Source organism: Streptomyces sp. NPDC002698, from assembly GCF_042888945.1.
In the GTDB taxonomy this organism is placed as follows: domain Bacteria; phylum Actinomycetota; class Actinomycetes; order Streptomycetales; family Streptomycetaceae; genus Streptomyces.
Window position 1 is genome coordinate 21753 of the sequence record NZ_JBIAQM010000049.1, and the last position, 24469, is coordinate 46221.

Here is a 24469-nt window from a genome sequence, read left to right on the forward strand (position 1 = left end):
CTTCGCAGAAGGCTCGGCCGCGACGGCAGTCTCGCTCGTGGCTCTGTTCACTTCTAGGGGTTCTGGCTCGCTTTCCGGATGCTGTTGGTGATCTCTAGGGGGGTCTGTCCGTCGGCGAAGGCGTTGCGTGACCTGCGCCGGCGGATCGGCAGCGCGTCGGTGCGGGCGTTGTTCGAGGTGCGGGCCGGGTTGCTGGCCCGTCCGACGACGCCAGGTGTGCGTTTCGGTTCGTACCGGACGGTGTCGTTCGACGGGTGCAGTTCGCTGAGGGTTCCAGATTCCGAACGGAACCGTGCCTGGCTGGGCAGGACTTCGCATCATGGCTATCCGACGCTGGAGTTGATGACGCTGGTCGAGACCGGCACCCGGGCCCTGGTCGGCGCGGTGTTCGGCCCCACCGCCGAGGGCGAGACAAGCTACGCCCGCCGGCTGCTGCATCTGCTGCGGCCGGACATGCTAGTGCTGTGGGACAAAGGATTCGACAGCAACGCCTTCCTCGCGGGGGTCACCGACACCGGCGCCCAGGTCCTGGGCCGGCTCCGCAGCAACCGGCGCACGCCGGTCCTCACCCGCCTCGCCGACGGCTCCTACCTGTCGGTGATCGGCACCGTGAAAGTCCAGATCATCGACGCACAGATCGCCGTGACCTGCGCGGACGACGCGTCCTTCACCGGGTCCTACCGACTGGTCACCACCCTGACCGACGCCCGCCATTACCCCACCACCGCGCTGGTGGGTCTCTATCACCAGCGGTGGGAACACGAATCGGCGTACTACGCGCTCCGCCACACGATCATGAACGGCCGCAACCTCCGCTCGGGCGACCCGGCAGGCATCGAGCAGGAGATGTGGTCACTGCTCACCCTCTACCAGGCCCTACGCACCGTGATGGTCGAGGCCGCCGAGTTCCTCCCCGACACCGACCCGGACCGCTGCTGTTTCAGCATCACGCTCCACACCGCCCGCGACCAGGTGATCCAGGCCACCGGCATCGTCACCACGGACACCGATCGGGACACTCTCCTCGGGACGATCGGCCGTCGGATCCTGACCGGCCTGCTCCCGCCCCGTCGGCAACGGGTCAGCACCCGCAAGGTCAAGTCACCGATGTCCCGCTACAGCGAGCGACGCGAAGACGGCCGCCCCGACACCAGCCGCACCGTCACCCACCTCAACGTCACTGTCCTCGAACCCCTGGATCACTCACCCGCACTTCCCTCGGCATCCCGGGACGACCGGCACGCCGCCCCAGCCGCGCGGCGCCGACACCGCATCCTGGCCCTGCTCCAGGAAGACCCCACGCGCCTTTGGCAGCCCCGTGACATCGCCGCCCACTTCGGCGATGTCACTCTGGAGACCATGCACAGACAACTGAATCGGTGGGCTGTCAGCGGCCTCATCCACAAACTCGGCCCCGGCCTCTACGCCGCAACACCATGGTCTCCAGGCCCACTTGCGTGACCTGCGAAAATGCTAACTACCCGGCCTTGGGGCAAGGCCCGTCAGCGCGTCAGCCGATCACAGGTATGGAATCAGGTAGGACAGCCTGGCCGCCAACTCCACGGGGTCGTCAAGCGGGCCCACGCATCCCGATCGTGATGTGTCCGTCTCGTCGGCGGTGCTCACCAAATGCCCCGTACGGGGCTCCTGCAGACGCCGCTCGTGTCTGGGGCGCAAGCTAGGGTTCGCGACCATGGACAGAGTCGACCTTGAGCACCGCCATCGCACGTACGACGGCTGGATACCGCCCACCGTCGCCGCGCTCCTTCACGAGCATGGCCATCATGACGTCCTGCGCCAGGCGGCCACCCACGGTGACTGGTTCTGCGTCCGCCGGCTCGCCGAGACCGCTTCCGAGTCCGGCCCGGACGGACAGGCGACGGCGCTGGCATTGCTGGAGCCGTTCGCGGTCACCGGCTGGTGGCCTGCCGTCGACACCGTCGCCGGGCTGCTCACCAAGTGGGAGCGGCACGACGAGGCCATCGTGCTGCTGCGTCCGCTCGCCGCCACGGGGCACCGGTACGCCCAGCGCGACCTGGCACGTCTGCTGGCTCGGCAGGACCGCCTCGACCAGGTCGTCGCCCTGCTCGGCCCGCGGGCCGCAGACCTCCTGCTCGCCGAGGAACTGGTGGAGCTCGCTGCGGGCCACGGCCGCGACGCCGAAATTGCTGCACTGCTCCCCGATATCGGGACCGGCCCGACAGACCCGTTCGAGTCCTGGAACCCGGACGCCGCAGACACAATCCCTCTGCATGCCAGGTTCCTGGAACTCCAAGGCCAGATCGACGAGGCAATCCACCTGCTGGGCAGGCACGTCTGTATCGACGGTGTCGTTTACGCAGACCACGCCGAGCAGCTCGCCAGTCTCCTGGGCCGCCACGGACGTGAGGCGCAGTTGCGCGCGTTCCCGGCTGACGGTGGCGAGGAATACGCCCTGGCCGCCCTGGCCCAGTTGCTGGAAGAACAGGACCGGATTCCGGAAGCGGTTGCCCTGCTCGGGCAGTCAGCAGGGACCGGGAATCCTCATGCGGCCTTCGGCCTCGCCGAACTCCTTGCACGTCACGGCCACCACGACGAGGCGGTCGAAGTGCTGCGCACGGCCGCGGAGACAGTCGGCGGCGACTGCGACTGGCTCATCCACCTGCGCTGCCGCATCCTGGTCGATGTCGGGCGGGCTGACGACGCCCTCACTTGGATCGACGACTACTTCAGCCGCCACGGTGGCGACCACCATGAGCAGGCGTTCATGAGGGCCGAGATCATGAAGTTGAGCGGCTGTGTCGTGGATGCTGAAGCGGAGTCGGCCGAGTTCGCCAGATCCGACGAGGAACTCCTTCGCTCCGGAACGGTGGCCGGTGCCATCGCACTCGCTGAACGCCTGGTGCGGCGCGGCGAACCGCAAAAGGCCGTAGCTCACCTCCGCGATCGTCTGGACGGGGCGAAGGTAGTGCTCGGGTAGCACCTGCGATGACTGAGGGTCTGCCGCACGATCGAGTGACATCTTGACCTGCCCCAGGTCCTGGATTCCAGTTCTGGCGGCTACTGATGATCTTTGCGTGATGTCACTCTGAGCCCGACGATCGGCGCAGTTCAAGCGGACGCGGTGTGCGACATCACGCCTGGAATCTCAGTAACGGTAGTTCGTTAAATCCGGCGGTGGCGTGGGTTGACGGCGAGGCGGGTTGGTCGTAGTCCGGTGGTAGGAGTCAACTGCCTTGCTGGGGACTGAAGATGACTGTTCGCCGTCCGTGTCCGCCCGCGCCGGGACCGTGGGAGGAGTACGCGGCCCGGTTCGATGACCTCTTCTTCAGCCTGGCACAGCGGCGGGGGTTTCGTGAGTATCTGACTGGGCTGCTGGCGCCGCGGGAGCGGAACAAGACGATCACCTGCCTGGCAGGAGCGGAGCCGATGACCGGCGCGGGCATGCCGGGGGTGCAGCGGCTGCAGTTCTTCCTGTCCGAGTCGCCCTGGGAGATGGACCAGATCAACGACCGGAGGCTCGAACTCCTGCACGAGCAGTCGGCGACAGCTCCGCACGACGGCGGGGTCATCGTGATCGACGATTCCGGGGCCCGCAAGGACGGCACGGCCACCGCCAACGTGGGTCGGCAGTGGCTGGGCCGGTTGGGCAAGACGGACAACGGCATCGTCACGGTGACCACGGTGTGGCCCGACGGCCGCGTGTACTACCCGCTGCACGCGACTCCCTACACTCCCGCCCACAACTTCGCCCGCGGCCGGTCCGATCCGGCCTTCCGCACGAAACCTCAACTGTCCGCTGCTCTCGCGGTCCGAGGGAAGGAGGCGGGCTTCGGCTACCGGGCGGTGGTCGCCGACTGTGCCTACTCGGTCAGTGACACCTGGTATCTCGCACTGCACGGGGCCGGCTTGCCTACGTGGTCGCGCTCAAGCCGCGCAACGGCATCTGGGCCCCGGCCGGCCAGCCGCACACCCCCATCGAGGCCGCACACGCCCTGACCTGGCACGATGCCAAGCGTCCAGGCGACTGGACATCCGTGGAGCGTCACTTCCGCGACGGGCACACCGAGACCTGGTGGGCCGACGATGCCCGCTTGGGCGGCTACGGCCCCGACTCACCCTGCCGCCTGGTCGTGGCCACCACCAACCCGGCCCAACTGTCAGAGAAGGCCACCTGGTATCTGGCCACCAACCTGCCCCACCCCGGCGCACCCCACGCCGCCACCGGCCCGCACCCGCCGGCCGACCTCGCCGAGATCGTCCGGCTCTACGGACTGCGGCCCTGGATCGAGCAGAGCTACAAACAGGTCAAGGACGAACTCGGCTGGGCCGACTTCCAAGTCCGCTCCGCCCGTGCCATCCGCCGCCACCAGACCCTGGTCAACTGCGCCTTCTCCTTCTGCTGGGACCAATGGTTCGCCCCACCCGGCCCCCTGGATGCCACCGCGCCGGACTCGTGCCCCGACGAGGGGCCAAAGAAGGGGACCGGCCCCATCCCACCAGCACCAACAGCCTTGCTGACCCAGGGCCTTACGATCCATCCGTTCCTGGCTCACCCCAGCCGGTCACCCCCAACCGATGGTGGCAAGCCTGGACCGACACGGACCCACCCTCCGAGCTCCAGGCCCTCATCGACGCGGTCACCACCGGACACGGCATTGACCTCTACCGCCGGATTTAACCAACTACCGCTACCCCGGTTCAGGGCATGCATACCGGTCGGTCCGGCAGGGGAAAGCCGCGCACCCGAGCCCGCTGCGTGCTGACTGAATCCGGTACACGAGAAGGGGCTCGCCCGGATCTCCCGGTGGGCCGGGACTGTAAGACGTTCGGTGTAACTCCCGATCATGGAAGATGCATCGATGACCAGTGAGAACGTGTCCGAGTCCGGAGCCGTCGAGTCCTCTAAGACTGTGTCGGCGAGGGCCGTGGACGACCAGTTGATCGACGAGCTGGTGCACCGGGCCCAGGCGGAAGGGCTGCAGCTGACCGGTGAGGGCGGGCTGCTGCAGCAGCTGACCAAGCGGCTGCTGGAGTCCGCCCTTGAAGGCGAGATCACGGACCATCTCGGCTATGACAAGCACGACCCGGTCGGCAAGAACGGTGGCAACTCCCGCAACGGCAAACGCTCCAAGACCGTTCTGACCGACGTCGGCCCGGTGGAGATCACCGTGCCCCGCGACCGGGACGGCTCCTTCGAACCGAAGATCGTCAAGAAGCGGCAGAAGCGCCTGACCGGCGTCGACGAGATGGTCGTCTCCCTGGCCGCGAAGGGCCTGACCACCGGCGAGGTCCAGGCTCACCTGGCCGAGGCCTATGGCGCCGAGGTCTCCCGCCAGACCATCTCCACCATCACCGACCAGGTCCTCGAGGGCATGGCCGAATGGCAGAGCCGTCCCCTCGACGCCGTTTATCCGGTGGTCTTCATCGAATGCCATCCACGTGAAGATCCGCCACGGCGCGGTCGCCAACCGGCCCATCTACGTGGCTCTGGCCGTCACCGCCGAGGGCCGGCGGGAGATTCTGGGGCTGTGGGCGGGTGACGGCGGCGAGGGTGCCAAGCACTGGCTGCACATCCTCACGGAGATCAAGAACCGCGGGGTCGGCGACGTGCTGATGCTGGTCTGTGACGGGCTCAAGGGCCTGCCCGAGGCGGTGGAGACGGTCTGGCCGCAGACGATCGTGCAGACCTGCGTGGTCCATCTGCTGCGGAACTCCTTCCGCTATGCCGCCCGTCAGGACTGGGACAAGATCGCGCGTCTCCTCAAGCCTGTCTACACGGCGCCGACCGAGGAGGCTGCCCTGGACCGGTTCGCGGAGTTCGCCGACGCCTGGGGCAAGAAGTATCCGGCAATCGTGAAACTGTGGGAGAACGCCTGGGAGGAGTTCACCCCGTTCCTGCGGTTCGACACCGAGATCCGCCGCATCGTCTGCACGACGAACGCGATTGAGTCAGTCAACGCCCGCATCCGCCGGGCGGTCAAGGCCCGCGGACACTTTCCCAACGAGCAGGCCGCCCTGAAATGCGTCTACATGGCGATCATGTCACTCGATCCCACCGGCAAGGGCAGGCCCGCTGGACCATGCGCTGGAAGACCGCACTGAACGCATTCGACATCACCTTCGACGGCTGCCTCTTCGCAGCCCGTCAGTAACCCTCAACTACCCCAGTTACAGCACTCGTTTGACAGACCCCAGATTGGAGGAGATTCGCGACAATCTAATCGCCCGCATCGCCGAGGCCGAGCGCGAGGGCTGGCTCGGCGAGGTCGAAGGACTGAAAGTCAGCCTCGTCGGCGCCGAGGATAAGCTCGCCCAGATCGACAGGCGGTCCCAGCAGGCCGCCATCAGCCTCGGCATGCCTACGACCAGGAGGGGGGACCTTGAGTAGCGACACATATCGAGAAGAACCAGGCCGCGATTTGAGCACGTGGACACTCGACCAGCTGCAGACGTTCATCCATGACGCCCGCGGCCAGCAACTTGAGACAGCACGCGTCGCCGCGCAGGGACAGGCCTACAACTCCAGCCACCCCCAGGAAGCCCGTCGCCAGTGGGCGAAGCTGTCGCTGCTCGCGAACCGGCGCATGCTCGACAACGCCGAAGAGCCCTCTGCGCGGTTGGCTCAGCAGGACTTCATGCTCCGGATGTGGGTGATCGACCGGCTAGGCCCTGACGACACCGACCCCGACTGGAGTCCAGAAGCGCTGGCGTCCGACACGCTCGACGCGCTGACCTTCACGCTCACACAGGCCGCTGGTCTCGCCGAGGGCTGGCGCGACCTTCCTATCGAGCAGATCCGCGAGCTGCGGTGGCACAAGAACCTGACGGCCCATCTGGACAACCTCGTCGGTCACCTGGAACCTGGCCCGGTCCGTGAGCGAATCGTCGCCTGGACCGCGACCCGACAGCACCTGCCTTGACCTCAACTGACTCGCTTCAAAGCGGAGTTAAGAGAAGCCGAGTTCAACCAGTCCACAGGAATGGTCGAAACGACGAAGACGGCATCGTGATCGAAGCTAAACGGCAGCCGAAGATCAAAACGGAACCGACAGGCCAGCGTCGCGCAGCCGGGCCAGAGCGACGGACATGCACTGCTGGACAGTCCTCCCGTCAGCTCGCATCCCATTCGCCAACGGGCCGCCGCTGGCGGCGAACGTCCACGCTGGCGCGTTGTCAGTCAGCCTCTCGGCGTCCATCCTGATCATGGCGTTCACACCCTGCTCGCCCAGCCACTCCAGGATCAGGAGAGTCACGTCCTCGACGCCGCGTTCTTCATCGGCCTTCGGCCAACGGCCTCGGTTCCCAGTCATCACCCCGACTCTATCGAGGCCCTGGAGGGGATCGAGGGGCCGCAACTGGCAAGTTCAGAGAAGCCTGTGTCAGATGCCCCCTACTTCTCGTGGACCCAGCCCAAATGCCACGCCTCCAGGAGATCCACGCCAACCTCGTCGACCGCCTCCAAGAGGCCAAGGACCAGGGCTGGCTCGGCGAGGTCGCCGCCATCGAGACCACCATGGCCGCCGCCAGGCAGAAGCTGGAGGCCATGCGCGAGCGTGCAGCCCAGCCGTCCACGGTCCACCTCGGCATGCCCGACTTCCGCCGCGATGCCGGACGAAGCAGCGCTGAGCTTGAGGACTGAGGTCGGCTGGTCGTCGGCCAGCGACATGCGGGCCGCTCATGGAGTGGGGCCTGGCAGGATGCCTGGATGGAGATCTTGGAGGAAATCGCGCCGTTGCTGGGATCACTGGCGGCATCGAGCCATGTCTACTCCAGGTGCGGCGCGGTATCCGAGACCACCATCGCGGAGCAGGTCTTCGACCTCGTCATGATCGCGCAGGACGACTGGGCGCATCAGGCCGTCGCGGGAGCGGTCTGCCCCGCGTCTGCCCGTGAGATCGAGGCAGCGCTTGAACCCGTCGACGGGGCCGGAGCCATCGAGTTGATGACTGACTTGTCGGCTTTCGATCTCCTCTACTCGCGAATCCTTCTCCGTGACCGTGATCACGCGAAGCGGGCGGCTACGCGGGTGGCGAAGCTGCTTGGCCCGGGCACCAGTTGGGTCACGAACATGGAGGGCATGGGCAACGGCCGCGCGTGGACGCCCGTCACCCGACACGGCATCGATGTCGTGGTTGCCGGAACCAACAGCGAGCAGTTCGCGATACTGCTCGCGCTGGGTGACGACTAGGGGCTGTCCGGCGGATCTCCTGACCGAGGAATGACCATGTGGACCGCGGTACATCCTGCTAACGTCTGCGCCATGAAGCGCGCTGCTATGACGACGACGCCGGAGAGTGTCCCGGCGCGCTGACAGATGATCTGATCCGAAGCCCCGGGGCAAGTGCCCCGGGGCTTCGGCGTAGGCCCGGTCACTTGCTCCGCAACCAGCAAGGAGACCGCGATGACCACCGTGCACGACCACCGCAAGATCGGCCGTGAACTGGGCCTGTTCGACACCGATCCGCTGATCGGCGCTGGCCTGCCGTACTGGCTGCCCGACGGCGCGACCGTACGGCACACCCTGGAGGAGTACATCCGCGCCGCCGAACGCCAGGCGGGTTATCAGCACGTCTACTCACCCGTCCTCGGCAAGCGGGAGCTGTACGAGATCTCAGGGCACTGGGCGCACTACAGCGACGACATGTTCCCCCCGATGGACCTCGGCGGAGAGCAGGTCGTCCTGCGGCCCAGCCTGTGCCCCCACCACGCGGTGATCTACCGCTCCCGCTCCCACAGCTACCGCGAACTGCCCCTGCGTATGGCGGAACTGGGCGGCATGTACCGCTCCGAACTCTCCGGCGTACTCGGCGGACTGACCCGGGTACGGGCCATCCAGCTCAACGACGCGCACATCTTCTGCACCCTTGACCAGGTCGCCGAGGAGGCGCAGGCGGCGCTGGAGATGATCCGCCGCGCGTACGAGGCGCTCGGCATCGCCCCGACCCGCTACAGGCTGTCCCTCCCGGGTTCCGGCGGCAAGTACGTTGCCGCACCTGAGAAGTGGCAACGGTCCACCGCCCTGCTGACCGACGTCCTCGACCGCTCCGGCCTGCCCTACGAGGCAGCCGAGGGAGAGGCCGCGTTCTACGGCCCCAAGATCGACGTCCAGGTCACCGACGGCGCCGGCCGGGAATCCACCCTGTCCACCGTCCAGGTCGACTTCCACCAGCCCGAGCAGTTCGACCTGCATTACATCGGCGCGGACGGCGCCAAGCACCGCCCGGTCATGGTCCACCGCAGCATCATCGGCAGCGTGGAGCGAGCCGTCGCCCATCTCATCGAACAGCACGGCGGCGCTTTCCCCGCCTGGCTCGCCCCCACTCAGCTGGTGATCCTCCCGGTCTCCGACACCGAATTGCCCAACGCTGCAGCCCTCGCCCAACACTGCACCCGTCTGGGACTGCGTGCCAAGGTCGCGGGACCGGACCGCGGAAGTCTGGGCGCCCGTATCCGAGAGGCCCGCCTGGTTCCCTACCAAGCCGTCATCGGCGCCAAGGAGGCCGTTGACGATCACGTCGCCCTGCGTCTGCGCGACGGACGCCGACTCGACCCGCAGCCGGTCAGCGACGCACTCACCCACATCAGCGCTCTCATTGGGGATCACAGCACCGAACTGTGGACCGACCCGGCCTCATAGCAGGCGCCGCGATCACGGTGGGCCAGCCGCCCTTACTGCCGCGGCGGTGGCGGTTGGCCCACTCGTTCTTCGTGCGGCTCCACGGCTGCTTCTCCTCGACTCCGGCCGCCTCCCCTTAGTCCGGAAAGCGCCGGCGTCACGGCCCACCTCCTGGCCCGGCGCCTGCGCCGCCGCGGCCACCAGGTCACCCTCCACCACCGTGACCTGCACCAGCCCGTCGTCGACCGCGCGCCGGCCTGACGGCCCCCGTGCCGCCCCAACCCGCCCGCACGGGTGGGGCGTTGCGGAGGACCGGACAAGTCCGGCCCCCTACCCGCAAGGAGTGTTCGTGAATCTCTCCTCCTCCATCACCCGCACCTTCGGCGCCAACCTGCTCGACAGCATGGGCGTGGTCGGCACCGTGGTCGTCGGCGCCACCGTCGGGCGCATCGCACACGCCCACACCACCGACCGGCACGGGCCTGCAAGCCGCCTCGCCGCCGGTGTGGCGGCCGGCCTGGCGGCCGTGATCGTCACCGACAGTGTGCTGAACACCGCCACCGGTCCCTGGCGCAGCACCCTGAACGGCTCCGCCCCCAAACCCCCGGCCGCGACCTACGACCAGGCCCGGCCCCGTATCGCCGTGCGGCCGCCACCGACGCCGCCCACAAGGCCAAGTCCCGCTGGCACTGGAGCGATCTGCGCAACCCCGACCCGAACGATGCGCTGTGGCACGGCTACGAGGACGGCACCGCCACCTACTACCTGGCCCCGGGCCAGTACCTGCGATTCCAGCCCGGCCACAGCGATCTCGGAACCAAGCTGTCGGTGGGCTGGACGGAGCAGTACACGCTGGAGACCGGTGACGGCACCATCGTCCTGACCGGACCCGCCCACCTGATCCAGTTGCTCGACTCCCGTCACACCATGCCCATTCCCGCGGACGAGCGGACCGAGCAACTCGCCCGCATCGTCGACAGGGCACTCGCGGAACAGCCCCAGGACGACCTGACGTGCGCGAGCGTCACCAGCGACGTCATCCAGCGGCGGGCGGCCGATCAAGGCATCGTCGACGTCACGCACCGCGAGGCCGTCGAGGTCATCAACGAGCGCCTCTACCAGCGCAGGCTCCGTCTCACACCGGACCGCACCGCCGAGCAGCAGGAGACGAGCGGGGACGCGTCGCCGACGGACGCCCACGCTGACTCCACCACGGCGACGGCCTGAGACCGCAGCACGCCTCGAACACCGAGACGCCCTGTGCCTGGTCAGCCCGACCACAGCCCCGACCACCACCTCCCGGCCAACGCGTTACCTGATCGTGACCACTGGTCGGGGCTGGTGGACGCCTAGTTGGTCGGGGGTACGGGGTGAGCTGCCCTGATGGAAGTGCGCAGACACCCGTGCGGCCTCCCGCCGCACCCACCCCTCGGTCCCGTCCCGGCCCGCAGCCGTTCACGCCCATACGGATGACCGTCTGCGGCGCCGGCCCCCCGCCACGAGACATCCCGCTCCCTTGACGCGCGAAGGAGAACCCATGGCCCCCACCGCACGTAGCCGGACCGTTGGCCCCCGCCTGGAGTCCACAGCCGAGACCCTGACCCATGTCCTCACCGTGACCGCCGCGATGGCCGGAGGCTTGTTCACCTACGGCGCCGCCACCGCCATCGGCATTCCCGCCGGCTGGCGCCTGGCCGCCGCCGTAGTCGGCGGCATCCTCTTCACAACCTACTTCCAGTTCATCAGCCCGCTGCTCGGGCTCCTGCACTCCTGGAACCGCACCGGTGCCGCAGACCGCGACACCGACGCGCCCACCATGATCAGCCCGCCGAGGCTCTTCGGGCGTCTGGACGATGCCATCTGCGCGGACGCCGCAGAGCGGGCCGCCGGCGACTCCTGGGGTCTCGACCTCGCCCATCAACTCCTCGGCTGCGCCGGGGAATGGGCGGGCGCCAAGGACGGCACAGCCCGCTTCGACCTCGCCTTCGACTCCCACATCCTCTACCGGCCCGGCCCTGTCCCGGAGACCGCGTTCACGTTCGTCTCCCCGAACCCGTACGAGGAGACCGTGATCACGTCCCTGCTGCACTTGCGGGAACTCCTCCAGGAGCTCGCCGATCGCGACGCGGTGGACACGACGACGTGACGCTGCCCGACCTGCGTGCCGTCCCAACCCCGTCCGCGGGCTGGGGCGGTGCGCAGGACCGGACAGACCGACCGGCCCGAGCACGATCCATCCCGGACAGGAGAGCCATGACGGAAACGCTGCACACCCCGGTCCGCCCGTACGGAGCGGACTCCCCCTTCGCCCACCTCCTGGACATCGCCGCCCAAACGGTCGGCGCGCCCAGCGAGGACGAACAGCGCGACGAGGCGGAGACGGCCGCCGCCCACCACCTCTACAACGACTTCCCTTACTCGCTCGCCCAAGTCGTCGACGCCATCGACTGGCGGGGCTACCCGGCCGTACGCGAGGCCGGGCAGCGGCTGTGGGAGGCGTCGGCGGTGGCATGGCTGGACGGCGGATTGTGGCTGCACCACACGCTGCGCAGCGCCGAGGACGACGGCGCGAGCGACGTGCTGACGCTGATCGTGCCGTGCACGTGCGGTCGCGGCTACACCGACATCACGCTCGACTGTGAGGACCTGCTCATGGAGATCCTCGCCGAGCTGCGGCCCACTCACGGCCGGTCGGTGCACCACGCCGCTCTGCTCGACTGCGCCAGCGTGCCCGCCGCCTCGAGCGCGGTCGACGACCCCGAAGGCAAGGCTGACCTGGAAATGCAGGCACTCGACGCGATCCGCGGCTGAGTAGGGCTCCGGGGCGGCGGCAGCATCGGCTAAGGCGCGTTGACCGCCCCGGACGCTCCCCATCCCCGTCACGAGCAGGGGAGCACCATCCAGGATGCCCGACACCTGGTTGGGCCGGAACACGAATGATCACAGCAAGAGGCGCACCCCCAAAGCCTGGACAGCACGGGATGCGCCTCTCTCAATTCCGCCCCGAAAAGGGCGAGAACAGGAGACCCACTATGCCTGCTGCCGCGCTCTTACGTCAGCGGTCCCGCACAGTGATCCTCGCGGCCACGGTGCCGCTCGCGCTGGCCGCGCTGCTCGCCGACGACGTCCGCGTACGCCGCCAGCTCGACGCCGCCCGCCGCGATCCTCTGACCGGCCTGCCCGGCCGCGACGTTCTCACGGACCGCATCGAGCGCCTCGCCCGTAGCCATCGCGAGCAGCTGCACGTCCTGGTCGCCGACGCTGACGGCTTGAAGGCCGTCAACGACAGCCTCGGGCACGCTGCCGGCGACATCCTCATCGCCGCCATCGGCCACCGACTCGGTGCGTGGGCGGCAGGCCGGAGCGAGATGGCGGCACGCCTGGGAGGCGACGAATTCGGCGCAGCCCTTCTGCTACCTCCTACGGTGATCGCACGTGAGATCACCGGGCTGCGCGACATCCTGGAGCAGCCCGTCGACATTGCCGGGCACCTCCTGCGCCCCGCAGTGTCGATCGGTGTTGCGCGTGCCGTAGACCTGCCCGACGCGGCCAGCGCCTCACGCCTGCTGCGCGGCGCGGATATGGCGATGTACCGGGTGAAAACCCGTGAGAAGCCGGCCGGATACACCGCAACGCGACAGGATGCCTACATGCCCACGGTTCACGGGCGTCGCCCGGGCCGTCCCGGTACGCACCTGCCTGTCGGATGAAGGCGCCCGCCCGGCGACGTCGTAGGCCGTCGCCGCTGTGGGAACCCGGCCTCATACCGGTTCCCGGTCAGTTCCTGGACTGGCGGGATAACCGTCCCTTTGACCGCTGGCAGAACCTCCCCTGTGTGCTGTGCAAGCAGCCCACCTCGATGCGCTCCCACTACGGCGAGCCCGTCCACAAGGCCTGCGCGGAGAGCTGGATCAGCGCGAACCCCGCCGAGGCACGTCTCGGCAGGTTCGCGTCCGACACGCAGCCCAAGTGCGCACGCGACAACGACGACCACGCCTGAAAGTCCGCACTCTTCTGGAGAGTTCTGTCATGAGGCGATCCACCCAGACCCCCGAGCCCGGCATCCCCTTCCCCTTCCCCTACTCCCCCACCCCCACCGCCTGCCGTACCACGCCGCAGCTCTTCGCCTACGACGTCGGTGACTCCGACTCGGCACGAGCCGAACAGGCCAAGCTTGCCTGCACGGCCTGCCCGATTGCGACCGCCTGCCTGAAATGGGCACTCGCCAATCCGGCGCTGACCACCGAAGGCATCTGGGCAGGCACCATCCCCCGCCAGCGCAGGGTGCTGCGGCGACGGCTCGCCGACCGTCTTGGCGCGGACTGGGTCGCCGTGGTCGCCGACCACGACCAGCGGCTGCGCAAGCAGCGCTAGGCAGCCCGGCACACCCCGCTCACCGTCGGCCAGGCCCGCATCGTGCGCATGGACCGCGAGCTCAACGGGCCCATGCCGCGACGACGCACGACCACCCCCGTCCAGCAGCAACGCAACCGGGCCCGGCTCCTGGCCGGCGCCGCGTAGAAGGGCACAGTCATGGACGACCCCGCGATAGTCCTGGACGGATACCTGCACGACCAGACCCTGCCCGACGACCTCCACGGCACCACCGCCGCGTTCCAACTGGTCGTCTTCCCCACCGAAGACCGCATCGACGAGCTCATCATGCCCTGCACGGTCACCAACCACGAGCTCGCGCAAGGGCATGAGGAAGACCGGGCGCTGGTGATGCCGAAGATTTGCGGCCCCGTCCTCGGCCGTCGGGACTGGCCGCTCATGCCTCTGCGCGGGATCGTCACAGCCCCCGTCGTGCGCCCGGACGGCACCATCGTTCAGGCGCTCGGGTACGACCGCGCCACGGGTCTGTACATGCATCCCCGGGTGCCGCTCCGCCAGCTCCAGGTGGATGTGACGGAGGAGTCCGTCACGGGGCCGACTGCGAGAGTTCAGATACGCGTGCCGACCGCGAGGGTGTCGTTGCCCGCGAGCCGTGCGACCGCCCGCAGCATCACCGCCAGGCGCCGTTCGTCGAGGTCGGACACTGCGGCCAAGGGAACGTGCCCGATGCCGACCATCGACAGGACGAGGCCGAGGAACGCCCGCTGCTCCTCGTCGAGGCCGAGGCCGTAGACGCGGCCCATCAGCCCCTCCCACCGGACCTCCGACCAACTGGGTACATCGAGGAGGCCGAGCGCTCGCTGCACGTTCTCGCGGGCGAGGATCGTCTCTTCCTCGACGAGGGCCTGCGCGGCCGCCCGCTCGCCGACGGACGCCACCGACTTGATCAGCCTCTGTCCGCAGCCTTCGAGGAGGGCGCCGTCCGTGGTCTCGGCTGAGGTCAGGGTCATGCGAATGCCTCCGCGGGAAGTCGTGGCCCGCCGCCGGGACCGAGCGCAGCGCCGAGCAGGACAGGGTCGGTGAGCCGTCCGGTCCCGTCCGGGCGCTCCAGCCAGACACGGCCCCGCACCGGGTACAGCACGGGCGGGCAGCGCAGCACCCAGCCGCGGGGGTGGACGGTGATGGTGCAGACGTCGTCCAGCTCCTCGCCGAGGGTCGGCGGGAGCAGCCACCAGGCGAGGCCCTGGGTGACGTCGGACAGGACCGGGCCGCGCCGGTGCGGATCGATGCGCTTGAGGGCGTCCATCGTTCGCGCGAGGGTGGTCTCGGCGACCACCCAGTGGCCGCCGACCGGGAACGGGCCGAGTTCGTCCGCGTCCCACAAGGACCGTATTTCGGCGGGTGTGTCGGCGCAGGCGAGGAGCCAGTGCTGTCCCGCCTGCCGTGCATACGGGGCAGGGTGTAAGGCCATGACCAGTAAGTTAGTGATCGGCGAGAATCAGAGTCCGGTCTGATTCGCGAATATTCGACCGCGCTCCTCGGCGATTCGCCGTGATGCTTACGGGCGGTCCGTGAACTGGCTCCGCGCACGGGCGATCAGACGCCGGGCGTGCGTCCCGTAGACCGCGGCCTGGTCGAGGGTGTCCCATACGCGCCGGTAGAGGGCGCAGCTCTCGGTGTCGTTCAGCCACAACTCGGCATGCCAGTCCTCGACGATGGTGAGGCGCTGGTCGTACAGCCAGAAGGCGTTGGCCGGCGGGACGCCGAGCTGCGCGCCGAAGAGGATGATCCCGAGCCGGACGGTGTCGAGGCCGATCACGCTGCCGAGGCGGTCCAGTTGCGCTGCGAGGACGTCCGGCGGGGCGACGCCCGCGTGCAGGGCTGCCTCCCACATGAGGAGGTGGAAGGTGCGCCCCGGCTGGTAGAGGAGATCCTGGCGCCGAACCCGGGCGCGCGCAGCGTCCTCGACGTCGCGCGGCGACTGGTGCAGTTCCGCGTACCGGGTGAACACGGCGCGCGCATAGTCCGGAGTCTGGAGCAGCCCGACGGCCATGGCCCCCTGCCACGCCCGCAGCTCCGTGGACCGCTCGTACTCGATGGTGAGGACGTCCTGCACCGGGCGGTGTCCGGCCCGCAGTTGACGCCGCCAGGACCGCGTGTGCGTCTCCAGACCCTGGAGCCGGGCCGCGAGTTCGGCGGCTGTCTCCGGGGCACCTAAAGCCTCAGCCCACGCAGTGACGTCGTCCGTGGTGACGGTCTGCCGCCCGGTCTCCAGCTTGGAGACCTTGGCCTGCGGCCACTCCAGCGCGGCCGCCAGGTCCCGTTGAGTGCGCTGGCCACGCAGCTCACGGAGCCGACGGCCGAGCGCCTCGCGGGCTTGCTGGAAGTCCGTGCTCACCCTTGGGAAGCTACCCGCTGAACTGGTCGTACGGCATGGCAAAGTGCCAGGCAGTCTCGCGAGCCTGGGCGTAGCGGAGAACCTCGACGGGGTTGGTGATCAGCTCCACCCCGGTCATGACGTCGTCCTCGTCGAAGTGGAGCAGGGCGACGACGCGGGCATCGAAGAGCCAAAAGTCCTCGCGCGGGAGACCCAGCTCATCGGCCCGGCTGCGGGCCAGGACGCGGATCTCCTCGCCCACCGCGGTGTTCCGGCGCGCGTTGTCGAGGAGATACCGCTGCCCGGCAGTGGGCGGCTCGTCGAGGATCCGCACCCGCTCGAACCGTTTCCCGGCCGCGGTCTGCTCGCGGCGGTTGGTGCACCACGGGTCGTCGAGGTCCCACGTCACCGGCTGGCCGGCGGTGAACTGCCGGTAGGTATCGGTGACCTCGTCCTCGGCGTACCGGCCGCGCGTCTCCAGCCTCCACGCGGAGTCCTTCAGCGTGGTGAACATGCCGCCGAACTCGGCGAAGCTGATGGGCTGAGGCACGTGAACGGATTCCTTCGGGCCGAAGTTGGCGAGCAGTTCGCGGGGCACGGTCACCGCGGTCTCCCCCTCTCCGAGGTCGAGCTGCGCGAGCTCGGCGGGGTCGGTGACCGGGTCGCCCTGCACGACGTAGGCGTCGCTGCCGGGCTCGGTGTACAGGGTGGGGCATCCGTCGTTGCCGGAGTTCGTGCCGACTTTCCACAGCTTGCGGGTCATGAGGTCCCCTCAGGTAGACGGTGGCGCGCACCGTAGCCCGTTACGCAGCGGATCCGACAGGGCGCCCATTAGACGTCCGACGGGCGCGCATCGGCTACTTCTTGGGAGTGACCCCGTTGACGGTCTGCCCGGAGGTACGCGGAGGAATCGGGCGCATGCCAGGCATCTTTCCGGCACGTGCGTTCCACCCTGCGCGGAACATATCGTCGCGCAGCACGGCTACCTCATCGGTGAGCGCCTCCATCTGCTCGACGGAGATGGAGGACACGCGGTACCCGAGCTTCTTACCCATCGGGTTCATCGCCTCGACGCCGTTGCCAGACTCGGCCAGCGCGTAGATGGCGTGCACGATGGTGTTGCGGCGATCACGGCACTTCTCGGCCCGGCCGAGGCATCCGGAGATCTCAGCGACATCCTCGTCTGCCAAGTGTCCGACCTTGAGAGCTAGCTTGCAGAACTCGATGAGCTTGCTGGTGTTCTGGCTGTTCGCGTACATGATCAGCGTGGGCTCGAGCACGATCGCACCGAGTAGGCCCTTCAGGCTGATGTCGAGTTCCGCACCCGCGAGGGTTACCCGGCCAACGGCTTCGAGGAAAGGGTTCCGCTCGCGGGAGGTGGCATCCGTTGTCATGGCGCGATGCTACGGCTCCAAATAGGGACAAGGCGGGCGAATTTATTCAGGCCCCATTGCACCCGCTGACTGCACAGCGCGCTCGACTACGGCTTCGGGACCGCCCACTCCATCGGCTCGTCGAGGTCCGACGGCGAGTACATCACCCGCGCGGCGCGCCCCTTCAACGGCACCTGGAACGTGACCTTTCCTCGCACGCAGTCCCCGCCCTTCAGCTTCGTGTCCTGCGGATACAGGGGCCCTGGCGTCACCCCACCACTCACATGCGTCGCTTCCACCCGCGAGCCATCCGCATACGCCAACGTCCAGGTGAAAGGGCTTGTCGACAACGCCGGCCCACCCGTGTTGCACACCTTGATCTCGACCATCGCCCACTTCTGCCCGTCGTCCAGCAGCCCCGGGCTGCTGCTGATCCCTGAGTCCTTGAACGACAGCGCGGCCGCCGTCCACTTCAGGCCGTCGGCGGCGCGGTTGGCCGTATCGCCGAGCTTGAATCTGTCCGGGCTGGGTGACGGGGTGAAGCTCTTCGTGGGGCTGGCCGACTCCGTATCGGAGGCGCGCGCCGTGGCTGGCTCCTCCTGGTTGCCGGAGGAGCAGCCGGTGGTGAGGCCTGCGGCGAGCAGGCAGGCGACGACAACGGCGGTGGTGCGCATGGTCCCCCATGGTGGTTGGTGCCGAGGGGGAATCATGGGCGAAGCCGCGGCCCGGTGTGGGGCGTGCGTCCGGGCTGTCACTCGCACGAGTGACAGCGGTGCGGGAGAGCAGCAATTCCCCGCAGGACTTGGTGTCAGGCCTTGCAGAAGCCGAGGCCCTTGAGCGCCTCGTTGATCTGCTTGCCCTGGGCCTCGGTCGTGGTGACGTCCTTGTATGAGAACCGCTGCGAGGCGGCCCAGTCGACCTTGGCGCTACCGCCGTTGATCGCGCTGCACTGGTTGCGCGCGGCGTCGATCGCCTTGTCCTCGTACTTCACGATGCCCGGGTTGGCGGCGGCCAGAGCGCGGAGCAGCTGGGCGCGCTTGACACCGGTCGGCTCGGACGGGATACCGACCGCCTTCTCGGCGGCGCTCACGTCGACACTGGGCTCGCTGCTCGCGGTGGGCTTGGGCGTGGGCTTGGCGTCGGTGTCGTCGTCGCTGCTGCTGCAGCCGGCGAGCGCGGCGGCGAGCGTGACAGCGATGGCCACGACGATGGTGCGGGTGCGCATGGTCCCCCCTGGGCTTCTGAGCTGAACGGTCATCATGCGCAGAGGAGGGCGGGGCGTGTGTCCGTGGTGTCCGTGTTGTGACATTGGTGGAGGGGTGAACTCGGTGAGCTGCGCTCCGGTCCCAGAAAGATCGGAGCCGCATCCTGTCCGGCGCGTCTGCGCTGACCTATGGGGCGAAAACACTTCTCACCTAGGAAGGCAGATCATGGCCAAGGGCACGCCCACCGTCGCCGTCTGCAATCGATGCGGCCGCCCCATCCGCCCCAGCACCGTCACGCTCTGGGGCCCGAGTTCCCCGACCCGCCACATTACGGTGCCGGGTCAGCGGGAGGACTGCCCGGAGTAGCCCCGGATGCGCTCTGACCTGCGGCGCGTAACGCTGGCCTCACGAGCGTGTTGCCGATCATCGTGTATCCGCCCGACGAGCAGGGCGGCCGGCGGGTGCGGATGGACGGGGAGATCCTCGGGCTGGCGTTCAACCTGCGGGACATTGCCGAGTTCCTGCGGCGGGCCGGGCTGGACGATCCGGCCCCGGCGTGGGTGGAGGCGTCGACGCTGATCGAGTGGCGGGGCGGCGGCCCGGACGCGTGGGAGCACTGAACGCACAAACGCCCGGCCAGTCCTGTACCGGCCGGGCGCAGCTATCTCTCCGTCACTTCCCGACGCTCACCTTGTCGTTGTCGAGCAGCGCCGTGTGCGTCGCTGCGGTGACGATCAGCAGCACCATCAGGAATCCGGGCACCGGGCTCTTGTCATCCGGGTTGGGGCTGATGACGAACGCGATCGAGAAGATGGCGATCTCGCCCACGGCGTATGCGGCGGCGAGCCAGGGCTTCACTACGCCCTTGACCGCGGCGACAACGAACGGGACGGCCTACTGCGGTAGTTCTTCCGGCCTCCGTTGGGCGGTTGCGATGAGCTGGTCGGCCAGATCCTTGAGCGCCTGCCGTAGTTCGTCGGGATGGTGGATGGTGAAGGGCCATTCCAGGGAGGCAAGTAGGTGGGCCATGCCGTCCAGCCGTTCTGCCCGTGCGTACATCAGGACGCCGGTGGGCTGGGCCGTGAGGGTCACAGCGGAGCGCGGCAGTCGGCGGGCGATCTCATCGAGGGCGCCATGGATCGTCACTTCGACCTGCCAGCGGTAGGGCGCCTGGGCCAGCGTCGAGGTCAGGTGGGCCACGGGGTCGAAACCGTCGGGGGTGGTGAAGCTGTCGGCTCGGGCGGTGACGGAGGTGATGCGGTCGATGCGGAAGGTCCGCAGGCTGTCGCGGAGATGGTCGTGGCCGACGACATACCAGCGGCCGGTGTGGAAGACCACGCCGTAGGGGTCGATGTCGCGTTCGGTGTGTTCCTGGCGCCAGGACTGGTGGTTGATACCGACGGTCGTGCAGGCGCGGGAAGCCTGGGCCAGTGCCAGCAGGACACCGGTTCCGGGTGCCTGCCCGATCACGGCGTTGGCGGTGAAGGACAGGGTCTCCCGCATGGCGGCGAGCGGTTCACGCAGGGTGTGCGGGAGCACCCGCTCGATCTTGGCTAGGGCACCGGCACTGGCCGGTGCGGCCGTCCCCATGCCCAGACGTTCTGCCGCGAGCAGGCCAAGGACGACGGCGAGAGCCTCGTCATTGGTGAGGACCAGAGGTGGCATCCGGTACCCGCGGGCCAGTCGGTAGCCGCCGTAGCGGCCGCGTTCGGCCTCCACGGGGATGCCCAGCTCCCGCAGGTGGGCGGTGTACCGGCGCACGGTGCGCACGTCGGTGTTCAGCCGGTCGGCCAGCTCCGTCCCGGTGAGCTGGGCGTGTGACTGGAGGAGTTCCAGCAGGGTCAGCACACGGGTCAGGGGATGCGACATGGATCCCTCGGCATTTCAGGGCGGATTCTGTCCTGTATCGACTTTACGCTCCTCGCAGCACCTCACTTCAGGGAGATCACATGGCCATCTTCGTACTCGTTCCCGGCGCCTGGCTCGGGGCATGGGCCTGGGAAGACACCGCCCGCGCTCTGCGGGAGCGCGGTCACACGGCGCTGCCGCTGACATTGACCGGACTGGCCGAACACGCAGACCAGGGTGGCCCCCAGACAGACCTGGACACGCACATCGCGGACATCACGGGATTCGTCGAACGGAATGATCTGCGCGACGTCACGCTGGTCGCCCACAGCTATGCGGCTGCCCCGGTAACCGGGGCAGCCGGACGTCTCGGCGATCGGCTGCAGCGCGTGGTCTACGTGGACAGCGCCCCGTTCGCCGCAGGCATGTGCATGCTCGACCTCATGCCACCGCAGGCAGCGGACCAGCTGCGTCACCAGGTCTCCGCTTCTGGCGACGGGTGGCGGCTGCCGATGCCGCCGCTCGAGGTCCTGGGCTTGTCCAGCAGCCTCGACGGGCTCGATGAGGGCCGGCGGGACGTTCTGCGCTCGCGTGCTACCCCTCAGCCGTTCGGCACCTACACCCAGCGCCTCGCCAGCCTGGCCGAGCTCGGTTCCGGTGTAGACCGGGTCCTGATCGCCTGCCATGACTTCAAGGGTCTGCTGGACGCCGGGGTGCCGATGCTGGCCTTCCTGAACCAGCCTCCGTGGCGGCGCTTCCACCTGCCCACCGGGCACTGGCCGATGCTGTCCGCGCCCACCGAACTCGCCGGCATCCTCGATGCGGCCGTCTCCTGACCGCGCTGGATTGCGAGCGCTAGCCGGGGTGTTGCCGCCGGTTGCTCACGACAGGTTCAGCGCGGCCCGTGCCCGCCCGATCAGCCGGTGCGCCGGCGCTCCGTGGACCGCGGACTCTGCGAGCCACTCCCACGCCCGCTCGTACAGAGCGAGGTTCTCCTCGCCGTCCAGCCACATCTCCGTGCTGAGCGTCTCGACGATGACCAACCGGCGGTCGTAGATCCAGAAGCCGTGCGAGGGGCTGCGCCGTAGCTGTGCCGAGAACGGCACGATGCCGAGCTCCACGGTGTCCAGGCCGATCAGGGAGACGAGCCGGTCCAGTTGGGCCGCCATCACCTCGCGCGGGCACGTGAGGGCGTACAGGGCCCCTTCCCAGATGAGCATGGGAAGGAGCGGCCCGGCTCGTACAAGGCGCCCTGGCGGCGGATACGGGTGCGCACGGCGTCCTCGATGTCCATGTCGGGGACCTGCCGGAACGCGGCGTTCGCGGCGAACACGTGCCGCACGTACTCGGTGGTCTGGAAGAGGCCCGGGATCCGTACGACTTCCACGCCGCGGATCATCTGCTTCTGCTCGGTCTCGGCGACGGCCTGCTCCTGGCGGGCGCGGTGCCCGTTGGCCAACTGCCGGCGCATCGACCGGTACTGCGTCTCCAGGCCGGTGAGCCGCCCGGACAGTTCGGCCGTGACGTCCGGGCGCTCGACGGCCTCGGCCCACAGCCGTAAGTCGTCACTGCTCGAGGTCTGCTTGCCGTTCTCCAGGCGGCTCACTTTGGAGCGCTGCCAGCCGAGGCGCTCGGCGATGCCCTTGCCGTCCAACCCGGCCTCGGTGCGCAGCTCCCGAAGGCGCGCACCGAGGGCGACCCGGGCGGACTGGCAGTCGGTGCTCACACTGTGGAAGCTACCCGCCGGGCGAAGTCGGCGGTACGGATCGCGTAATGCCAGGCCGCATCCCGGGCCTGGCAGGCGCCGAGGACGTCGGCCGGCTCCTGCGACACGGTCACCCCGAGGGTGGTGTCCTTCTCGTCGAAGACGAACCGCAGCAGGGTACGCGAGTCGATGAGCCAGAAGTCGAAGTCCGGCAGGCCGAGCCGGACCGCGTCCGCGCGAAGCAGGTAGCGGACCTCGTCGCCCGCAGCCACGTTGCTCGGCGCGCGGGCGAGGAGGAACTGCTGCCCCTCGGTGAGCGGCTGGTCGACGACGCGCACGCGGCCGAACCGTTTGCCGCGCGCGGTCTGCTCGGCGACGTTGCGGCGCCAGTCGTCCGGCGGGTCGTGGGCGACGTCCTCGCCGGCCTGCCACCGCGCCCACGTCTCGCTGCTTCGGTCGGTGGCGTAGCCGCGTCGGGTCTCCAGCCTCCAAGCGGTGTGCTCGAAGGTTTTGAAGACGTGCGCGATCTCCTTGAAGGGGATCACCTCCGGCACGGGCTACTCCTTCGGCGCGAAGCGGGTGAGCAGCTCGCGCGGGATGACGACGAACGTCTCGGAGTCCTTCACGTCCCGCAGTTGCTCGAGGTGTTCGGGGTTGGTGAGCTTGTCGCCCTGGACGACGATGTCTCCCGTCTCCTCGACCTCGTACAGGGTGGGGCAGTCGCCGCCGTCGCTGGTGGTGCCGAGGAACCTGAGCGTCATCTCGTCCTCCGTCTGACCGGGTTGGGGTCTCAGGATGCGTGGGATTCCGCGGCGCTGCTGCCGGATTGCGGCGGATTGCGGGAAGCCGGGCCCCGCTTTCGGTTGCGCGCAATCACCTCGGAGCATCCACAGACGGCCTTCGTCTACGCCTTGGGTACGGACCACTCGACGGGATCCCGGCCCTCGGGTCCGTAAATGATCCGGTCGGGGCGGGTGCCGCGCTCCATGGAGAACGTGATCTTCCCTCGGAGGCATGAGCCGGGCGTCACGGCGGCGCTGTCGACGGGGTACTCGGGCTTGGGTACTCCCGCCCCACTGACTAACGGAGCCTGGATGCGGGTGTCGTCGGGGAAGCCGAGTGTCCAGGGCTTCTGGGAGGACATCACTGTGGTGCTGCTGGAGTCGGCGCAGAGCTTGACGTCGAGGGTGGCCCAGACGGGATGCTCGAAGTCGGAGAGGCCATGGGAGAGGGAGCCGTCCATCTTTATCGGCTGGGTGTAGCCCTTGACGGTCGTGGTGCCGCTGATATGGCTGCCGTCAGTGTCGGTGTCGGACCAGTGGTGGCCGGTCCCGATTTTGAGCGGGCTGGTCTTGGCAGCGGTGGATGCGGTCGCTCCGCTCGTGGTCTTGGCACTGGCGGTACGCGGCTTGTTGTCGGTCGAGCTACTGCTGCATGCGGTGGCTGTGGCGGTGAGCAGCAGGACGGCGGTGAGCGCCGTGGTCGTGCGGGTGTGCATGGTTCCCCCTGGACGTGCGAGCTGAAGAGGAATCATCCTTCGGGGCCTGTCCGCTTCGGGGCGATGTGCTCAACATGTGACCTATGGGGTGGCGGATCTGGCGCGTGCTGACGCTCCTGTGGAGTCTGGACGGCATGACGAACGCCGCCTCCCGGCTATCAAGCGGAGGCGTTCGTCGCTCTCACGGTGCGACAGGTGCACCAGGTGGCGGCGTGGCCGAGTCGTCGAAGTAGCCGAGGAGCTGGCCGCAGGGCGTCCACCGGTCCCGGGGGACCACTCCGCGGGCGTCCGCATCGGTGCAGACGGCGGGCGTGGGTATGTCGGTCAGACCGTCGTCGACAGCCGCGTCCGGGAGGTCGGTTGATACCTCGGGTCGCTCGGGCCAGATCTCGGTGACCGTGACGGTCGGCGTCGGGCGGGGCTCGTCGTCGGGGCTAAGGGTGTGCAGATCTTTAACTCGTCTTTTTGACCTTGGTCTGGGTGGGGTCGGGAGCAAGGAACATCACGACATCGGCTGGTGTGCGGAAGCG

30 protein-coding genes and 2 pseudogenes are annotated in these 24469 nt (G+C 68.4%); 18 read left to right on the forward strand and 14 right to left on the reverse strand.

The features are described from left to right. Positions 1-78 precede the first annotated feature (78 nt). The 7 genes and pseudogenes from ACFYW9_RS37295 (at position 79) to ACFYW9_RS37325 (ending at position 6902) form a co-directional block, all read left to right on the forward strand. Positions 79-1461 carry a transposase gene (locus ACFYW9_RS37295; RefSeq protein WP_389159525.1) on the forward strand — a complete coding sequence of 461 codons (1383 nt, stop codon included), beginning with the start codon at positions 79-81 and terminating at the stop codon, positions 1459-1461. 232 nt (positions 1462-1693) lie between these two features. Further along, positions 1694-2959: a hypothetical protein gene (locus tag ACFYW9_RS37300; protein ID WP_389159526.1), complete on the forward strand. Its 1266-nt coding sequence runs from the start codon at positions 1694-1696 to the stop codon at positions 2957-2959. 272 nt (positions 2960-3231) lie between these two features. After that, complete coding sequence (locus ACFYW9_RS37305; RefSeq protein WP_389159527.1) at positions 3232-3978, forward strand: transposase; 747 nt, start codon at positions 3232-3234, stop codon at positions 3976-3978. Further along, positions 3897-4745 (forward strand): hypothetical protein, encoded by an 849-nt coding sequence (locus tag ACFYW9_RS37310; RefSeq protein ID WP_389159528.1) that lies wholly within the window; start codon positions 3897-3899, stop codon positions 4743-4745. Before ACFYW9_RS37305 ends, ACFYW9_RS37310 begins: the two co-directional genes overlap by 82 nt. A 96-nt stretch (positions 4746-4841) precedes the next feature. Next, positions 4842-6134 (forward strand): annotated as a pseudogene (locus ACFYW9_RS37315) (IS256 family transposase). Positions 6135-6178: 44 nt separating this feature from the next. After that, positions 6179-6370: a hypothetical protein gene (locus ACFYW9_RS37320; protein ID WP_389159529.1), complete on the forward strand. Its 192-nt coding sequence runs from the start codon at positions 6179-6181 to the stop codon at positions 6368-6370. Positions 6371-6401: 31 nt separating this feature from the next. Further along, complete coding sequence (locus ACFYW9_RS37325; RefSeq protein ID WP_389159530.1) at positions 6402-6902, forward strand: hypothetical protein; 501 nt, start codon at positions 6402-6404, stop codon at positions 6900-6902. A gap of 114 nt (positions 6903-7016) precedes the next feature. Here ACFYW9_RS37325 and ACFYW9_RS37330 read toward each other — a convergent pair whose 3' ends face one another. Beyond that, positions 7017-7292 (reverse strand): hypothetical protein, encoded by a 276-nt coding sequence (locus tag ACFYW9_RS37330; RefSeq protein WP_389159531.1) that lies wholly within the window; start codon positions 7290-7292, stop codon positions 7017-7019. 104 nt (positions 7293-7396) lie between these two features. Here ACFYW9_RS37330 and ACFYW9_RS37335 point away from each other — a divergent pair, with 104 nt between their 5' ends. The 9 genes from ACFYW9_RS37335 to ACFYW9_RS37375 all read left to right on the forward strand — a co-directional run bounded on the left by ACFYW9_RS37335 (position 7397) and on the right by ACFYW9_RS37375 (position 13972). Further along, positions 7397-7621 (forward strand): hypothetical protein, encoded by a 225-nt coding sequence (locus ACFYW9_RS37335; protein ID WP_389159532.1) that lies wholly within the window; start codon positions 7397-7399, stop codon positions 7619-7621. 66 nt (positions 7622-7687) lie between these two features. Then, positions 7688-8170 (forward strand): hypothetical protein, encoded by a 483-nt coding sequence (locus ACFYW9_RS37340; RefSeq protein ID WP_389159533.1) that lies wholly within the window; start codon positions 7688-7690, stop codon positions 8168-8170. A 222-nt stretch (positions 8171-8392) separates the two neighbouring features. Then, a complete protein-coding gene (gene thrS, locus ACFYW9_RS37345; protein WP_389159554.1) occupies positions 8393-9619 on the forward strand; it encodes a threonine--tRNA ligase in 1227 nt (408 codons plus the stop codon). Positions 9620-10426: 807 nt separating this feature from the next. Then, positions 10427-10825, forward strand: a complete 399-nt coding sequence (locus ACFYW9_RS37350; protein ID WP_389159534.1) for a hypothetical protein — start codon at positions 10427-10429, stop codon at positions 10823-10825. A 310-nt stretch (positions 10826-11135) separates the two neighbouring features. Further along, complete coding sequence (locus ACFYW9_RS37355) at positions 11136-11744, forward strand: hypothetical protein (protein WP_389159535.1); 609 nt, start codon at positions 11136-11138, stop codon at positions 11742-11744. Positions 11745-11851: 107 nt separating this feature from the next. Beyond that, positions 11852-12409, forward strand: coding sequence for a hypothetical protein (locus ACFYW9_RS37360; protein WP_389159536.1), 558 nt, complete (start codon positions 11852-11854; stop codon positions 12407-12409). A 221-nt stretch (positions 12410-12630) separates the two neighbouring features. After that, positions 12631-13308, forward strand: coding sequence for a GGDEF domain-containing protein (locus tag ACFYW9_RS37365; protein WP_389159537.1), 678 nt, complete (start codon positions 12631-12633; stop codon positions 13306-13308). A 125-nt stretch (positions 13309-13433) separates the two neighbouring features. Next, positions 13434-13598 carry a hypothetical protein gene (locus ACFYW9_RS37370; protein WP_389159538.1) on the forward strand — a complete coding sequence of 55 codons (165 nt, stop codon included), beginning with the start codon at positions 13434-13436 and terminating at the stop codon, positions 13596-13598. Between the two features lie 29 nt (positions 13599-13627). Next, positions 13628-13972: a WhiB family transcriptional regulator gene (locus ACFYW9_RS37375; RefSeq protein ID WP_389159539.1), complete on the forward strand. Its 345-nt coding sequence runs from the start codon at positions 13628-13630 to the stop codon at positions 13970-13972. Positions 13973-14541: 569 nt separating this feature from the next. Here ACFYW9_RS37375 and ACFYW9_RS37380 read toward each other — a convergent pair. The 7 genes from ACFYW9_RS37380 to ACFYW9_RS37410 all read right to left on the reverse strand — a co-directional run bounded on the left by ACFYW9_RS37380 (position 14542) and on the right by ACFYW9_RS37410 (position 18908). Then, positions 14542-14943 carry a hypothetical protein gene (locus ACFYW9_RS37380; protein WP_389159540.1) on the reverse strand — a complete coding sequence of 134 codons (402 nt, stop codon included), beginning with the start codon at positions 14941-14943 and terminating at the stop codon, positions 14542-14544. Next, complete coding sequence (locus tag ACFYW9_RS37385) at positions 14940-15404, reverse strand: hypothetical protein (RefSeq protein WP_389159541.1); 465 nt, start codon at positions 15402-15404, stop codon at positions 14940-14942. Before ACFYW9_RS37385 ends, ACFYW9_RS37380 begins: the two co-directional genes overlap by 4 nt. A gap of 87 nt (positions 15405-15491) precedes the next feature. Beyond that, the gene (locus ACFYW9_RS37390) at positions 15492-16331 is read right to left on the reverse strand and encodes a helix-turn-helix domain-containing protein (RefSeq protein ID WP_389159542.1); all 840 of its coding nucleotides are present in this window, start codon (positions 16329-16331) and stop codon (positions 15492-15494) included. A 10-nt stretch (positions 16332-16341) separates the two neighbouring features. Continuing rightward, a complete protein-coding gene (locus ACFYW9_RS37395) occupies positions 16342-17073 on the reverse strand; it encodes a DUF6879 family protein (RefSeq protein WP_389159543.1) in 732 nt (243 codons plus the stop codon). Between the two features lie 94 nt (positions 17074-17167). After that, the gene (locus tag ACFYW9_RS37400; RefSeq protein ID WP_389159544.1) at positions 17168-17704 is read right to left on the reverse strand and encodes a hypothetical protein; all 537 of its coding nucleotides are present in this window, start codon (positions 17702-17704) and stop codon (positions 17168-17170) included. An 86-nt stretch (positions 17705-17790) separates the two neighbouring features. Continuing rightward, a complete protein-coding gene (locus ACFYW9_RS37405) occupies positions 17791-18357 on the reverse strand; it encodes a DUF4352 domain-containing protein (protein WP_389159545.1) in 567 nt (188 codons plus the stop codon). Positions 18358-18491: 134 nt separating this feature from the next. Further along, entirely contained in the window at positions 18492-18908 is a 417-nt protein-coding gene (locus ACFYW9_RS37410) for a hypothetical protein (RefSeq protein ID WP_389159546.1), read from the reverse strand. Between the two features lie 402 nt (positions 18909-19310). Between ACFYW9_RS37410 and ACFYW9_RS37415 the strand changes: the two genes are divergently transcribed. Further along, complete coding sequence (locus ACFYW9_RS37415; protein ID WP_389159555.1) at positions 19311-19508, forward strand: hypothetical protein; 198 nt, start codon at positions 19311-19313, stop codon at positions 19506-19508. 52 nt (positions 19509-19560) lie between these two features. Here the strand turns inward: ACFYW9_RS37415 and ACFYW9_RS37420 are convergent, their stop codons facing one another. Continuing rightward, positions 19561-19746, reverse strand: coding sequence for a hypothetical protein (locus ACFYW9_RS37420; RefSeq protein WP_389159547.1), 186 nt, complete (start codon positions 19744-19746; stop codon positions 19561-19563). 36 nt (positions 19747-19782) lie between these two features. Then, entirely contained in the window at positions 19783-20757 is a 975-nt protein-coding gene (locus ACFYW9_RS37425) for a helix-turn-helix transcriptional regulator (RefSeq protein WP_389159548.1), read from the reverse strand. 80 nt (positions 20758-20837) lie between these two features. Here ACFYW9_RS37425 and ACFYW9_RS37430 point away from each other — a divergent pair, with 80 nt between their 5' ends. After that, positions 20838-21572, forward strand: a complete 735-nt coding sequence (locus ACFYW9_RS37430) for an alpha/beta fold hydrolase (protein WP_389159549.1) — start codon at positions 20838-20840, stop codon at positions 21570-21572. A gap of 45 nt (positions 21573-21617) precedes the next feature. Here the strand turns inward: ACFYW9_RS37430 and ACFYW9_RS37435 are convergent. From ACFYW9_RS37435 to ACFYW9_RS37450, 4 genes and pseudogenes are all read right to left on the reverse strand, one after another. Further along, positions 21618-22462: pseudogene (locus ACFYW9_RS37435) on the reverse strand (helix-turn-helix domain-containing protein). Next, positions 22459-22995 carry a DUF6879 family protein gene (locus ACFYW9_RS37440; RefSeq protein ID WP_389159550.1) on the reverse strand — a complete coding sequence of 179 codons (537 nt, stop codon included), beginning with the start codon at positions 22993-22995 and terminating at the stop codon, positions 22459-22461. Before ACFYW9_RS37440 ends, ACFYW9_RS37435 begins: the two are co-directional and overlap by 4 nt. Positions 22996-22998: 3 nt before the next feature. Beyond that, entirely contained in the window at positions 22999-23202 is a 204-nt protein-coding gene (locus tag ACFYW9_RS37445; protein ID WP_389159551.1) for a hypothetical protein, read from the reverse strand. Between the two features lie 143 nt (positions 23203-23345). Then, positions 23346-23939 carry a hypothetical protein gene (locus ACFYW9_RS37450; protein WP_389159552.1) on the reverse strand — a complete coding sequence of 198 codons (594 nt, stop codon included), beginning with the start codon at positions 23937-23939 and terminating at the stop codon, positions 23346-23348. Positions 23940-24469: the final 530 nt, after the last annotated feature.

Bases quoted from the DNA above. Each gene is read 5' to 3' on its own strand.
- ACFYW9_RS37450 (WP_389159552.1), bottom strand. From the start codon at position 23,939: ATGCACACCCGCACGACCACGGCGCTCACCGCCGTCCTGCTGCTCACC.
- ACFYW9_RS37330 (WP_389159531.1), bottom strand. From the start codon at position 7,292: ATGACTGGGAACCGAGGCCGTTGGCCGAAGGCCGATGAAGAACGCGGC.
- ACFYW9_RS37300 (WP_389159526.1), top strand. From the start codon at position 1,694: ATGGACAGAGTCGACCTTGAGCACCGCCATCGCACGTACGACGGCTGG.
- ACFYW9_RS37425 (WP_389159548.1), bottom strand. From the start codon at position 20,757: ATGTCGCATCCCCTGACCCGTGTGCTGACCCTGCTGGAACTCCTCCAG.
- ACFYW9_RS37360 (WP_389159536.1), top strand. From the start codon at position 11,852: ATGACGGAAACGCTGCACACCCCGGTCCGCCCGTACGGAGCGGACTCC.
- ACFYW9_RS37400 (WP_389159544.1), bottom strand. From the start codon at position 17,704: ATGACAACGGATGCCACCTCCCGCGAGCGGAACCCTTTCCTCGAAGCC.
- ACFYW9_RS37395 (WP_389159543.1), bottom strand. From the start codon at position 17,073: ATGACCCGCAAGCTGTGGAAAGTCGGCACGAACTCCGGCAACGACGGA.
- ACFYW9_RS37365 (WP_389159537.1), top strand. From the start codon at position 12,631: ATGCCTGCTGCCGCGCTCTTACGTCAGCGGTCCCGCACAGTGATCCTC.
- ACFYW9_RS37335 (WP_389159532.1), top strand. From the start codon at position 7,397: ATGCCACGCCTCCAGGAGATCCACGCCAACCTCGTCGACCGCCTCCAA.
- ACFYW9_RS37405 (WP_389159545.1), bottom strand. From the start codon at position 18,357: ATGCGCACCACCGCCGTTGTCGTCGCCTGCCTGCTCGCCGCAGGCCTC.
- ACFYW9_RS37410 (WP_389159546.1), bottom strand. From the start codon at position 18,908: ATGCGCACCCGCACCATCGTCGTGGCCATCGCTGTCACGCTCGCCGCC.
- ACFYW9_RS37340 (WP_389159533.1), top strand. From the start codon at position 7,688: ATGGAGATCTTGGAGGAAATCGCGCCGTTGCTGGGATCACTGGCGGCA.
- ACFYW9_RS37445 (WP_389159551.1), bottom strand. From the start codon at position 23,202: ATGACGCTCAGGTTCCTCGGCACCACCAGCGACGGCGGCGACTGCCCC.
- ACFYW9_RS37305 (WP_389159527.1), top strand. From the start codon at position 3,232: ATGACTGTTCGCCGTCCGTGTCCGCCCGCGCCGGGACCGTGGGAGGAG.
- ACFYW9_RS37375 (WP_389159539.1), top strand. From the start codon at position 13,628: ATGAGGCGATCCACCCAGACCCCCGAGCCCGGCATCCCCTTCCCCTTC.
- ACFYW9_RS37380 (WP_389159540.1), bottom strand. From the start codon at position 14,943: ATGACCCTGACCTCAGCCGAGACCACGGACGGCGCCCTCCTCGAAGGC.
- ACFYW9_RS37355 (WP_389159535.1), top strand. From the start codon at position 11,136: ATGGCCCCCACCGCACGTAGCCGGACCGTTGGCCCCCGCCTGGAGTCC.
- ACFYW9_RS37295 (WP_389159525.1), top strand. From the start codon at position 79: ATGCTGTTGGTGATCTCTAGGGGGGTCTGTCCGTCGGCGAAGGCGTTG.
- ACFYW9_RS37385 (WP_389159541.1), bottom strand. From the start codon at position 15,404: ATGGCCTTACACCCTGCCCCGTATGCACGGCAGGCGGGACAGCACTGG.
- ACFYW9_RS37430 (WP_389159549.1), top strand. From the start codon at position 20,838: ATGGCCATCTTCGTACTCGTTCCCGGCGCCTGGCTCGGGGCATGGGCC.